At 72.3% G+C, this 12044-nt stretch carries 13 protein-coding genes; 8 read left to right on the top strand and 5 right to left on the bottom strand.

What is annotated here, in order from left to right:
* Positions 1-21: 21 nt before the first annotated feature.
* Positions 22-819 carry an ABC transporter ATP-binding protein gene (locus tag N5I75_RS40240; protein WP_476685480.1) on the top strand — a complete coding sequence of 266 codons (798 nt, stop codon included), beginning with the start codon at positions 22-24 and terminating at the stop codon, positions 817-819.
* Positions 816-3335: an ABC transporter permease gene (locus N5I75_RS40235; protein WP_476685479.1), complete on the top strand. Its 2520-nt coding sequence runs from the start codon at positions 816-818 to the stop codon at positions 3333-3335. The genes N5I75_RS40240 and N5I75_RS40235 overlap by 4 nt, the downstream gene beginning before the upstream one ends.
* Before the next feature lie 72 nt (positions 3336-3407).
* Here N5I75_RS40235 and N5I75_RS40230 read toward each other — a convergent pair whose 3' ends face one another.
* Together N5I75_RS40230 and N5I75_RS40225 are read right to left on the bottom strand one after the other, a co-directional pair.
* Positions 3408-5072 (bottom strand): cellulase family glycosylhydrolase, encoded by a 1665-nt coding sequence (locus N5I75_RS40230; RefSeq protein WP_476685477.1) that lies wholly within the window; start codon positions 5070-5072, stop codon positions 3408-3410.
* Positions 5073-5279: 207 nt separating this feature from the next.
* Positions 5280-5819, bottom strand: coding sequence for a DinB family protein (locus N5I75_RS40225; protein ID WP_476685476.1), 540 nt, complete (start codon positions 5817-5819; stop codon positions 5280-5282).
* 168 nt (positions 5820-5987) lie between these two features.
* Here N5I75_RS40225 and N5I75_RS40220 point away from each other — a divergent pair, with 168 nt between their 5' ends.
* The 5 genes from N5I75_RS40220 (at position 5988) to N5I75_RS40200 (ending at position 8363) form a co-directional block, all read left to right on the top strand.
* Positions 5988-6329 carry a PadR family transcriptional regulator gene (locus N5I75_RS40220; protein WP_476685475.1) on the top strand — a complete coding sequence of 114 codons (342 nt, stop codon included), beginning with the start codon at positions 5988-5990 and terminating at the stop codon, positions 6327-6329.
* Complete coding sequence (locus N5I75_RS40215) at positions 6326-6682, top strand: DUF1048 domain-containing protein (protein ID WP_476685474.1); 357 nt, start codon at positions 6326-6328, stop codon at positions 6680-6682. The genes N5I75_RS40220 and N5I75_RS40215 overlap by 4 nt, the downstream gene beginning before the upstream one ends.
* Before the next feature lies 1 nt (position 6683).
* Positions 6684-7046: a DUF1048 domain-containing protein gene (locus tag N5I75_RS40210; protein ID WP_476685473.1), complete on the top strand. Its 363-nt coding sequence runs from the start codon at positions 6684-6686 to the stop codon at positions 7044-7046.
* A 9-nt stretch (positions 7047-7055) separates the two neighbouring features.
* Positions 7056-7259, top strand: a complete 204-nt coding sequence (locus tag N5I75_RS40205; protein WP_476685472.1) for a hypothetical protein — start codon at positions 7056-7058, stop codon at positions 7257-7259.
* 78 nt (positions 7260-7337) lie between these two features.
* Entirely contained in the window at positions 7338-8363 is a 1026-nt protein-coding gene (locus tag N5I75_RS40200; RefSeq protein WP_476685471.1) for a DNA topoisomerase IB, read from the top strand.
* A 45-nt stretch (positions 8364-8408) separates the two neighbouring features.
* On the opposite strand, the gene N5I75_RS40195 is transcribed toward N5I75_RS40200, so the two are convergent.
* The 3 genes from N5I75_RS40195 to N5I75_RS40185 all read right to left on the bottom strand — a co-directional run bounded on the left by N5I75_RS40195 (position 8409) and on the right by N5I75_RS40185 (position 11565).
* Positions 8409-9044: an MBL fold metallo-hydrolase gene (locus N5I75_RS40195; protein ID WP_476685523.1), complete on the bottom strand. Its 636-nt coding sequence runs from the start codon at positions 9042-9044 to the stop codon at positions 8409-8411.
* A gap of 124 nt (positions 9045-9168) precedes the next feature.
* On the bottom strand, positions 9169-10539 hold the full coding sequence (gene gdhA / locus N5I75_RS40190) for an NADP-specific glutamate dehydrogenase (RefSeq protein WP_476685470.1): 1371 nt from the start codon (positions 10537-10539) through the stop codon (positions 9169-9171).
* Positions 10540-10659: 120 nt separating this feature from the next.
* On the bottom strand, positions 10660-11565 hold the full coding sequence (locus tag N5I75_RS40185; RefSeq protein WP_476685469.1) for an NAD(P)-dependent oxidoreductase: 906 nt from the start codon (positions 11563-11565) through the stop codon (positions 10660-10662).
* A gap of 85 nt (positions 11566-11650) precedes the next feature.
* On the opposite strand from N5I75_RS40185, the gene N5I75_RS40180 reads away from it, so the two are divergent.
* Entirely contained in the window at positions 11651-12037 is a 387-nt protein-coding gene (locus N5I75_RS40180; protein WP_476685468.1) for a winged helix-turn-helix transcriptional regulator, read from the top strand.
* The last annotated feature ends 7 nt before the right edge of the window (positions 12038-12044 follow it).

The raw sequence follows: 12044 nt of genomic DNA, 5'->3' as shown, positions 1-12044 counted from the left end.
TCCGAGCCCGTGAGGACACCCATGAACGGGACACAGGACCCGCATGCCCAGCCGGTCGTCCGGCTCGACACCGTCAGCCGGCTCTACGGCGGCTCGAAGAACCGTGTGACGGCACTCGACAACGTCAGCATCAGCCTGGAGAGGGGCAGCTTCACCGCCGTCATGGGCCCCTCCGGATCGGGAAAGTCCACCTTCCTGCACTGCGCGGCGGGCCTCGACCGGCCGACGTCGGGCTCCGTGCACCTGGACGGGGTGGATCTGGCCTCCCTGCGCGAGAAGTCCCTCACCAAGTTCCGCCGCGAGCGCATCGGTTTCGTCTTCCAGGCGTTCAACCTGCTCCCGGCGCTGAACGTGGTGGACAACGTGACACTGCCGCTGCGCCTGGCGGGCACCCGCCCCAAGCGGGCCGTGGTCGACGAGGTCCTCGCGCAGGTCGGTCTGGCGGACAAGCGGCGCAGCCGCCCTGGCGAGCTCTCCGGCGGCCAGCAGCAGCGGGTCGCCATCGCGCGGGCGCTCGTCACCCGGCCCGCGGTGATCTTCGGCGACGAGCCGACCGGCGCCCTGGACACCCGTACCGCCGCCGAGGTCCTCACGCTGCTGCGGCAGTCGGTGGACGCGGTCGGCCAGACCATCGTCATGGTCACCCACGACCCGGTCGCCGCCGCCTACGCGGACCGGGTGGTCTTCCTCGCCGACGGCAGGCTGATCGGCGCCCTGGAGCGGCCGAGCGTCGAGCAGGTCACGGAGCAGATGCAGAAGCTGGGCACGTGGGGCGACCCGTTCGCGATGCGCTCCACCGGGCACGAGGTGCGCCGATGATCAGGATCGCGCTGCGCACCCTGCGCCACCACACGGGCGGCTTCGTCGCCTCCTTCGTGGCCCTGTTCCTCGGTGCCGTCATCGTCATCGGCTCCGGCGGCCTGCTCGAGACGGGCATCCACAACGCGGCGCCGCCGCACCGGCTCGCCGCCGCCCCCGTCGTCGTCACCGGCGACCAGAGCTACAAGTACACCCAGCAGGAGCTCGTCTTCCCCGAACGCCTGCGCATGGACGCCGCGTTGGCCGACAAGATCGAGAAGGTGCCGGGGGTCGGATCGGCGGTCGAGGACCTGTCGTTCCCGGCCGCCCTCGCCGAGGGCGGCAAGGTCACCGGCCACGGCTGGTCCTCCGCCAAGCTCTCCCCGTACGAGCTCACGGACGGCGCCGCGCCCGCCGCGGACGGCCAGATCGTCCTCGGCAAGGCGCTCGCGGACCGTACGGGGGTGCGCACGGGCCAGCGGGTGCAGCTCCTCGTCCACGGAGCGCAGCACAGTTACCGGGTCGCGGGCATCGCCACGGGACCCGACGACGGCGACGACGTCTTCCTCGCCGACGCGGTGGCCGCCCAGGTCGCCGGACTCGTCGGCAGGACCGACAGCATCGGCGTCTTCCCCGCCCCGGGCGCGGACACCCAGGAGGTCGCCTCCGCGGTGCGCGAGGTCGTCGACGGCGCGCCGATCGCGGTGCTCACCGGTGACGAGCGCGGCCGCGCCGAGGACCCCGGCGTGGTGGCCGACGGCAGCGACCTGATCCCGCTCGCCGCCGCGTTCGGCGGTCTCTCCGCCATGGTCACCGTGTTCGTCGTGGCCGGCACGCTCGGCCTCTCCATCCAGCAGCGGCAGCGCGAGATGGCGCTCCTGCGCACCATCGGCACGACACCGGGGCAGCTGCGCCGGCTCGTCCTCGGCGAGACGCTCTTCCTCGCGGTCGTCGCCACCGGCCTCGCCACCGTCCCCGGGCCCCGGTTCGGGCGCTGGCTGCTGAGCGCGTTCGCCGACGCGGGGGCCGTGCCGGACTCCATCGCCTACCGGGCCGGTTCCGTACCGGTGATCGTCGGCGTGGGCACGGCGCTGCTCACCGCCGTCGGCTCCGCCTCCATCGCGGCGCAGGCCGCGGCGCGCACCCGGCCGACCGAGGCGCTGGCCGAAGCGACGCTGCAGCGCCGCTGGTTCAGCGCGTTCCGGCTGATCGTCGGGGTGCTGTGCCTGGCCGGGGGCGCGGCCCTCGCCTGGGGCACCGCGGGCTCGGCGGGCCCGGACGCGGCGGGTGTCGCCACCCCGGCCGCGATGGTGTGGGCGGCGGCGTTCGGCCTGCTCGGGCCCGTGGTCGTGCGCGCCCTGGTCGCCGTCCTGCGCCGCCCCGTCGGCAAGGTGTCCGGGCTCGCCGGTGAGCTGGCCGCGCACAACGCGCGGGCCCGCACGGCGCGCCTCGCCTCTGCCGTGATGCCGGTGATGCTGGCGAGCGGCCTGGCGGTCGGCCTCATCTACCTGCAGACGACGCAGTCCGACGGCGCCAAGCGGGCGTTCGACGAGAACCTGCGGGCGGACCTCGTGGTGACGTCGGCCTCGGGCGGCCTGCCGCTCGGCCTCGTCGACACGATCCGGGAACAGCCCGGGGTGGCGGCGGCGTCCGCGCAGATCCCGACGACCGGATACCTGGAGCCGGACGAGCCGATGCGGCCGAGCGAGGGCGAGGACACCGGGCCGCAGCCGACCGAGATGGCGATGCAGGGGGTCACCCCGCAGGGCCTGGACCGCACGACGGCGTTCCAGGCGGCGAGCGGCTCCCTGGCCGCGCTGCGCGGCGACTCCGTCGCCCTGCCCGCCGCGTACGCGAAGGACCACGAGCTGGGCGACCTGGTCCCGATGCGGCTCGGCGACGGCACCCGGGTCGAGCTGAAGCTCGTCGCCACGGTCGAGGGGCGGCGCGGTTACGAGACCGCCCTCGTCCCCGCGTCGACGCTGGTCGGCCACACCGACGGCGGTCTGGTGCCGCAGATCTCGGTGCGGGCCTCCGACGGCACCGACCCGGCCCAACTGCGCTCCACACTGGGCAAGTTGGCGGAGGACCAGCCCGGTCTGCAGGTCTCCGGCAAGGAGGTCCTGGAGGCGGCGCAGGCCGACGCGGACGACACGCAGGAGTGGATGGCGTATCTGGTCCTGGGCGTCGTCGTGGGCTACGCGACACTCGCCCTGGTCAACACGCAGGTCCTCGCGACGACCGAGCGGCGCAAGGAGTTCATGCTGCAGCGGCTGATCGGGGCGACGCGCCGGCAGGTCCTGCAGATGATGACGGTCGAGGCGTTCCTGGTGGCGCTGGCCGGGATCGTCCTCGGCCTGCTGGTCGCGGGGGCGACGCTGGTGCCCCTGAGCATCAGCGTCCTCGGCACCGCCCTGCCCGGCGGCTCCCCCTGGATCCTCGTCACGGTCCTCGCCGGTGCCGTGGCCCTGACCCTGACCACGACGCTGCTCGCGGCGGGGGCGGTCCTGCGGGGGCGGCCCCGGGGCGAGACGTGAACCCGGCACCGCTCTTCGTGTGAGCGGGAGCGGTGCCGGGTGCCGGGTGCCGGGTGCCGTCGGCCCGTCAGGTCAGGCGGAGGTGCAGGTGGCGCCGTTGAGGGTGAACGCGGTGGGGGCGGGGTTGGTGCCGGATGCCGTCGTGCCGGTGAAGCCCACGGACGTGGACGCCCCGGCCGGGATCGTCGCGGTCCAGGCCGCCGCGGCCACCTTCACCTGCGCGCCGGTCTGGGTCGGGGTGCCGCCCCACATGTTGCTGATGGTCTGGCCGCCGGGGAAGGCGAAGCCGAGGGTCCAGCCGTTGACGGCGGCGGTGCCGGTGTTGCGGATCACGATGTCGGCCTGGAAGCCGCCGGGCCAGGTGTTCGTGGTGCGGTAGGTGACCGCGCAGGTCCCGCCCGGGGTGCCGGTGTCCTTGTCCGTCGTCACGGTGACCGTCGCCGAGCGGGGCGAGCGGTTGCCCGCCGCGTCCTTCGCGTACACGGCGAAGGTGTAGGACGTGGCCGGGGTGAGGGAGTCGAGGGTGGCCTTCGTCGTCGTCGTGGAGGCCGCCGCGGTCTCCGTGGTGCCGGTGACGCGGACGACGTCGTAGCCGGTCACGCCCTTGTTGTCGGTGGCCGCGGGCCAGGTCAGCGTCGCCGACGTGGACGAGACGGCGGACGCGACCGGGGTGCCGGGAGCCGTGGGGGCCTGGGTGTCCGGGGTGGAGCCGCCGAAGACCGTGGCCTCACGGGCGGTCCGGGCGATGCCGTTCGCGCCGTGGAAGATCCGCTCGCCCCAGGAGCTGAGGCGCGCGGGGTCGAAGTCGATAGCGAGGTCGAGGACGGGGTCGGTGTTGCCGCTCCAGGACCAGGCGAGGTAGCCGAGGTCGAGCTGCTCGGCGGTGGCCATCATGGTGTCCTCGTCGGGGTCGCCCCACTGGTCGGCCGGACCGCCGAACTCCCCTATCACCAGCGGCAGTTTGGCGCTCACGAAGGCGTTGAGGTAGTCGGCGATCTCCTGCGCGGTGTCGTACACGCTGTACATGTGGATCGAGAAGATCAGGTTGCCGGTCGGGTCGGCGGCGTAGACCTCCTTGGCGTTGGCCTTCATGACCTGCTGCCAGTCCTGGCCCCAGTTGGGCGCGTCCACCATGATCGTGTGCGCGAACCCGGCCGCGCGCAGCTTCTTGATCGCGGCGGTCGTCGGGGCGGTCCAGCCCGCCGGATCGGTGTTGCCCCAGGGCTCGTTGCCGATGTTGACGACGACGTAGTCCTCCTGGCCGGCCAGGACGTCCTTGAGGCTGATCCAGTAGTCGGCGGCGTGGTCGAGCGTGCCCGCGGCGGCGTCCTCGCCGTAACCGGTGGTGTCGTGCACCTCCAGGACGCAGATCAGGCGGTTCTTCTTGCAGTCGGCGACGACGGCGGCCACGTCCTCGGGGCTGTTGCGGCTCCAGCGGTAGCCGTCGGAGAGGACGACGCGCACGGTGTTGGCGCCGAGCGCCTTGATGTCGGCCAGCGACTGCGTCTCGCCCGGGTACCAGGTGTGGGCGTGGTTGACGCCGCGCATGACGAAGTCGTTGCCGTTGCGTTCGAGGAGACGGCCGTTGCTGATGTGCAGCCCCGTCGCGGCGGCGGCCTCGGGGGCGGGGGCGGCGTGCGCGGCGGGGGCCGTCAGCGCGAGCAGGCCGAGGAGGGTGGCGAGGGCGACAATGATCGCCTTGGCCGGACTGGTCAGGGTCGCACTTCTTCTTCTCACTGCGGCTCCGGAAAGGTGAGGGTGAGGGTGAGGGTGCGGGGGTGTGGTGCGACTGGCGTGGAGCGTGATGCGTGTGGGAGCGCTCCCATATAGGCAGAGGGGGCAGGGACACGTCAAGGGGGTGCGATCGCCGTCGGTCGGTTGTCGGTCATCGCCGCGGCGCGCGTGGACGGGTGACGGGTGCTCGCGCCCGGCGACGAGGAGCCCCTACTCCCCGGTCGCCCCGTCGAGGAGTTCGCGTGCGATGTCGAGGTGGCCGACATGGCGGGCGTACTCCTGGAGCAGGTGGAAGAGGATCCGCCCGAGCGAAGGCGCCTGCTCAGGCGTGGCGAAGCGGCCCCCGGGCCGGGCTCGGTCACTCAGGTCGGCCTGCGCGACGAGCGCGTCCGTCAGGGCCACTTCCGCCTCGTACGCGGCCATGACCTGCGCGGTGGAGACGCCGTCGGCGATGATCCACTCCTCCTCGTCCGCTCCGGGCGGATACGGGAGGACGTCCTCGGCGGCGAACCCCCAGCGCATCCACCGGCGCTCGACCCACCCGAGGTGCCGAACGAGGCCGAGCGGGGACCAGCCCAAAGGCGCGACGACAGTGCGGAGTTGATCGTCGGACAGCCCGGCGAGCTTGCGCATCAGGGCGGCCCGGTACCACCGCAGGTAGCCGAGGAGCAGTTGTCCGGTGTCGGAGACGTCGACGGGCGGGCCGTCGAGGAGTGCGGAGGCCTGGGCCTTCTCCGGTGGCGGCTGCATACCTCGAACGTAGCGCGGGCGGATGGCGGTCTGCCCGGCGGCGGCCCTGGCGGCCGTCGGTACTCGGTGCTACTTTGTAGCCGTACTCGGTACTACGTAGTACCGGGCGCGGCGCCGAACGCAATGCCGAGCGCAGCGCCGACGCACCGATGCCGAGGAGGGTTCTCGTTGGAGGGTCTGACCGAGATGTTGAAGGGCACGCTCGAAGGGTGCGTGCTGGAGATCATCGGCAGTGAGGAGACCTACGGCTACGCCATCACGCGGCAGTTGAACGAGCTCGGCTTCACCGAGGTCGTCGAGGGGACGGTGTACACCATCCTGCTGCGGCTGGAGCGGAACAAGCTCGTGCAGGTGACGAAGCGGCCGTCCGGGGTCGGCCCCCCGCGCAAGTTCTACGCGCTGAACGACGCCGGGCGCGAGGAGCTCGCGAAGTTCTGGACCAAGTGGCAGTACGTGTCGACACGTATCGACCGACTCAAGGAAGACACGCTCAAGGGGGGCGGCAGATGAACTTCTGGGAGACCATCACGGGCAGCGATCTGACCCGGGACTGGAAGGCGTTCGAGGCCAGGGCCGCCGCCCTGCCGGACGACCACCGGGCGGCGTGGGAGCAGATCAAGATCCGCCTCATGCCGCACGGCGACTTCACCGGACGCAACCTCATGCCGATCCTCGACGCCGCCCTCGGGCTCCTGGAGGAGACGGCGGCGGAGGGGCAGAGCGCGCACGAGGTCCTCGGTGACGACATCGCGGGGTTCTGCACGGCGCTGGCCGGCGGAGAAGGGGCCCGCACCTACCGCGACCGGTGGCGCGAGCAGTTGAACAGGAACGTCGCACGCAAACTGAACCGGCTCGGAGGCTGACGTGGGCATCCAGGACATCATCGAGGGCAAGAAGCAGTGGCGGGCGCACGTGGCCCGGGTGAAGGCGCTCCCCCCTGACTACCGGATCGTCTACGGGGAGATGCAGAAGTACCTGTTCAAGGTGGGCCCGGTCGATCTGCCCGACGGGCCGCTGCTCCCCGGGATCGTCGACTTCTTCGAGGAGGGCGCCGCCTCGGGCAAGGGCGTCATCGAGCTCATCGGCGCCGATGTCGCCGCGTTCTGCGACGACCTCATCAAGGACTCGCGCACCTACGCGGACGTCTATCAGGAGTCCCTCGGCGACGCGACACCTGCTGCTCCGTCCAGCTCACCCGAGTCGCGCACGGGGCGGGCCCGGCCGTAGACCGGGCCCATGAGCGAAAGCCAGAGCAACGACGGCCGGCCCCAGGTGTTCCACCCCGGCGAGATCGTCCCCGATTCCGGGATCTACGCGTGCGACTGCCCGGAGCACCACGGCTTCAGCACCGACGTGCGCGGCCACCGCTTCCCGCCCCCGCCACCGGGCTGCCGCGGCCACGGCTGGCGGCTCGTGGACGCCGCGCATCCGCATTCCTGACCGTACGGGCGCCCGTACCGCTGCGCCGAACGTGTCGGACCGAGGTCTGACGCCGCGGTCCCGGGGCAGTCCTGGGATATGCACGAGAAGCGGCGGCTGCGGACGAGCCATCTCGACAGGCCGGGCATCACCCGGATCCGTTCGGGGCGCGGGTTCCGTTACAAGGATGCCTCGGGGCACCCGATCACCGATCCCGCGGAGAAGGAGCGCCTGCAGAAGCTCGTCATCCCGCCGGCCTGGCGCGACGTGTGGATCTGCCCGTGGCCCAACGGGCATTTGCAGGCCGTCGGCACGGATGCCGCGGGCCGGCGCCAGTACCTCTACCACCCGCGTTTCCGTGAGCAGCAGGAGCTGGCCAAGCACGGCCACGTCCTGGAGGTGGCCCGTTCGCTGCCCGACGTACGGGCGCGGGTGACGGAGGATCTCGACCGGCGCGGCCTGTGCCGCGAGCGCGTCCTCGCCTGCGCCGTACGCCTGCTCGACCTCGGCTTCTTCCGCATCGGCAACGAGTCCTACCGGCGGGACAACGGCACGTACGGCCTGACCACCCTGCTGAAGGAGCACGCCACCTGCAGCTCGGGCGAGGTCTGTCTGACGTACCCGGCGAAGTTCTCCAAGACGCAGAGCCGCGCGCTCGTCGACCCGCCCGCCTGCAAGGTGCTGCGCTCCCTGCTGCGGCGGGACGGCGACAGCGACCGCCTCTTCGCCTACCGCAAGGGCAACACCTGGCACGAGCTGGACGCCGCCGAGCTCAACGCCTATCTGCGCGAGAGCGCGGGCCGGGACATCAGCGCGAAGGACTTCCGCACCTGGCACGCCACCGTCCTCGCGGCGGTCGCCCTCGCCGTGTCCGAGCGGATGGCGAAGGAGTCCCGTACCGCGCGCAAGGGCGCGGTCGTCCGGGCCGTGCGCGAGGTCAGCGCCTATCTGGGCAACACGCCCGCGGTCTGCCGGGCCTCCTACATCAACCCTCGGGTCATCGAACTCTTCGAGCAGGGCCGCACGATCGCCGACGACCTCGACGAGCTGGGCGACGGCGCCGCGTTCGGGCACCCCGCGACGCAGGGGCCGATCGAGGAGGCGGTGCTGAAGCTCCTCGAGTGAGAGCCCGGTGACAGCCTCCGTCACCCCGGCCGTCACCCCGGCCGTCTACTTCGCCGCCGCGCGCACCCGGTCGAGCGCCTCGGGCAGGCCCTTGTCCCAGGGGGCGCCGTGGCCCGGCAGCACCCAGGTGGCCTCGATGCGGTCAAGACGGTCCAGGGAGGCGACGGCCTCGTCGGGGTGCAGGGTGAACGGGGCGGGGACCGGGCCCCTGACGCCGGTGAGGACATTGCGGGTGGTCATCGCGTCGCCGACGCACACCGCGTCGATGCCGGGGACGTGCACGACGACGCTGCCCGGGGTGTGCCCGGGGATCCGGATGACGCGCGGTGCGCCGGGCAGGTCGAGGGTCGCGTCGTCGCCGGTGAACGTGGTCACCTCCTTGACGCCCGGCACGCGGAACGCGCCGTTGCGCATCCCGTGCCAGAGGAACTGCGCCGGCGCGCCGACGCCGATCCTGCCGGGCTTGCCGTTCGGCTGCTTCGGCTCGCGGCGGGCCCGCGCCGCGTCGAGTGCGTGCACGTGCACCGGCACGCCGTGGTCGCGGCGCAGCCGTTCGGCGACACCGAGGTGGTCGGTGTCGCCGTGGGTCAGCACGACGCCGCGTATGTCCTCGACGGGGCGGCCCAGTTCCCGCAGTTCCTTGACGAGGTCGTCCCAGTGCCCCTGGACGCCCGCGTCGATCGGGGTCAGGACGAGGGGATTCAGTGATCTCCGCAGGCGTCCCGCCCCCGCCCCTGCCCGGGGCCACCCCTGCCCGGCACCGTGGCCCCGGCCTGCTCAGGCGGGGGCCGCAGTTCGGACCGGGTCAGATCAGGCCCTGCGCCCGCATCGCCTCCGCCACCCGCTCGAACCCGGCGATGTTGGCGCCGCTCACGTAGTCACCCGGCGTGCCGTAGCGCTCGGCGGTCTCCCAGCACACGTCGTGGATGTCGCGCATGACGGTGGCGAGTTCGTCCTCGACGCGCTCGCGCGACCAGGTGTCGCGGCCGCTGTTCTGGCGCATCTCCAGCGCGCTGACGGCGACGCCGCCCGCGTTGGCCGCCTTGCCGGGCCCGTACGCGACCCCCGCCTCCTTCAGGACGCGGACCGCCTCCGGGGTGACGGGCATGTTGGCGCCCTCCGACACCGCCCGCACCCCACCCCGTACGAGCGTCTCGGCGTCGGCGGCGTTCAGTTCGTTCTGGGTCGCCGAGGGCAGGGCGACGTCGGCCGGGACCTCCCACACCGAGCCGCCGGGGACGTAGGTCGCCGAGGCGCCGCGGCGCTCCGCGTAGTCGCTGACGCGGCCGCGCTCGACCTCCTTGATCTGCTTGAGCAGGTCGAGGTCGATGCCCTTCTCGTCGACGACGTAGCCGCGCGAGTCGGAGACGGTCAGGGCGACGGCGCCGAGCTGTTGCAGCTTCTCGACGGTGTAGATGGCCACGTTGCCCGAGCCGGAGACCAGCGCCTGGCGTCCGGCCAGGTCCTCGCCGCGCTTGCGCAGCATCTCGGCGAGGAAGAGGACGTTGCCGTAGCCGGTGGCCTCGGTGCGGACGGACGAGCCGCCCCAGCCGATGCCCTTGCCGGTCAGCACGCCGGCCTCCCAGCGGTTGGTGACGCGCCGGTACTGGCCGAACAGGTAGCCGATCTCCCGGCCGCCGACACCGATGTCACCGGCGGGCACGTCCGTGTTCTCGCCGATGTGCCGGTGCAGCTCGGTCATGAACGACTGGCAGAACCGCATGACCTCGGCGTCCGACTTCCCGTGCGGGTCGAAGTCGCTGCCGCCCTTGCCGCCGCCGATGCCGAGGCCGGTCAGCGCGTTTTTGAATATCTGCTCGAAGCCGAGGAACTTCACGACGCTCAGGTTGACCGAGGGGTGGAAGCGCAGGCCGCCCTTGTACGGGCCGAGCGCGCTGTTGAACTCCACCCGGTAGCCGCGGTTGACGTGCGTGCGGCCCTTGTCGTCCTGCCACGGCACCCGGAACACGATCTGCCGCTCGGGCTCGCAGAGCCGCTCGACGAGCGCGGCCTCCGCCAGCTCGGGGCGGGCCGCGAGGACCGGCGCCAGGGTCTCCAGGACCTCGTGCGCCGCCTGGTGGAACTCGGGCTGCGCGGGGTTGCGGCGGACGAGTTCGTCGTGGAGCGAGGCGAGTGCGTCCCGCGTGTCCTGGACGGTCGTGGCGGCTGTGTTCATGGCGGTACCTTCCGGGCGGCGGCTCCTTCTTGCACCCGTCGATGGAGACCGGGTGCCTGCGATTGTGGCAAAGCGGTGATCTTCTGATGCGCGCGGGGCGCCAGGGACCCGCGCCCGGAGTCAGTGCGCGGCGGTCCGGATGCTGTCGATGATGCGGGTCCAGTTGTCGCCGCCGTGGCCGGCTGCCAGGGCGCGGTGGTAGTGGGACTGGACCGCCCGGGGCAGTGCCGGATCGAGGCCGAGCGTCGTGCTCGTCTCGACGATGTGGTCGGTGGTCGCGCCCATCATCGTGACGGTGCTGAGGTCGCCGGGGTGTTCACCCGCGTCGAGCGCCGCGCCCGGGTGCTCCTCCCCCGCCCGCAGGATGGCGCCGATCGAGTCGGTGAAGGCGAGCAGCTGCGGGAGCGCCTCCTCGGCCTTCATCCCGGCGGTGCCGAGTATCGCGGTGGCGTGCATCAGGGCGGACAACGTGGTGAGGAAGACTGCGAGTTGGGCCTGGTACATCATCTGGGCGAGGCCCGGGTCCTCGCCCAGGTACCTCGGCGCCCCGAGGAGGGCGAGCGCCGCCTCGTGGTCCGCCAGGTCCTGGGGGCGGCCGCTGTAGTAGACGTGGGCCGCCTCCGTGCCGACCATCGGCGCCGGGACCATGACGCCTCCGGTGAGGAAGGCGGCGCCGTGCTCCGCCGCCCAGCGCGCCGCCTCGCGCGAGCGGTCGGGGGTGTCGGAGCTCAGGTTGACGAGCGTCCGGCCGCTGAGGGAGCCGGTGGCCGTGGCAGTGCCGAGAATGTCGTACATCGCCTGGTAGTCGGTGAGGCTGAGGAGGACGAGGCCGCTCGCCCCGACCGCTTCGGCGGGTGTCTCCGCGCGCGTCGCGCCCTCGGCGACCAGGTCGTCGGCGCGGCTCGCGGTGCGGTTCCAGACGGTGACGGGGTGGCCCGCGGCGAGGAGGGTGCGGGCCATCGCCCGGCCCATGGGGCCGAGGCCGATGACGGTGACGGAGGGCTGCGCGTGCTCGATCTTGTTCACCTCTCCATGCTGGACAGGGACGCCGCCTTCGGGAAGTACCTACTATTTCCTGCGGTACTTACCTTTTAGTAAGGGGGAGGAACTCGTGGCGAGAGCAGCCAGACGCGGGCCCTACATCTGCGGCATCGACGCCGCGCTCGACGTCGTCAGCGGCAAGTGGAAGGGGCTGATCCTCTGGGAGCTGCACGCGCACGGCGTACGCCGCTTCGCGGAGCTGCGGCGCGGGACGCCGGGGGTCAGCGAGAAGATGCTGACGCAGCATCTGCGCGAGATGGAGGAGGACGGCCTCGTGCACCGCGAGGTGTACGCCGAGGTGCCACCGAGGGTGGAGTACTCGCTGACCGAGCACGGGCACACGCTCAACCAGGCGCTCGGCCCGCTCGGCGTCTGGGGTGCCGAGCGGGTGCTCCGCGAGGGTTTCGAGCGGCCCGATGACCTCGGACGACCGGAGCCGCTCGACGCGGCGCTCTGACGGGCAG

This window comes from Streptomyces sp. R818 (genome assembly GCF_056172735.1).
Note: the sequence above shows the minus strand (reverse complement) of the source record. Positions and strands in the feature narration are given on the sequence as shown.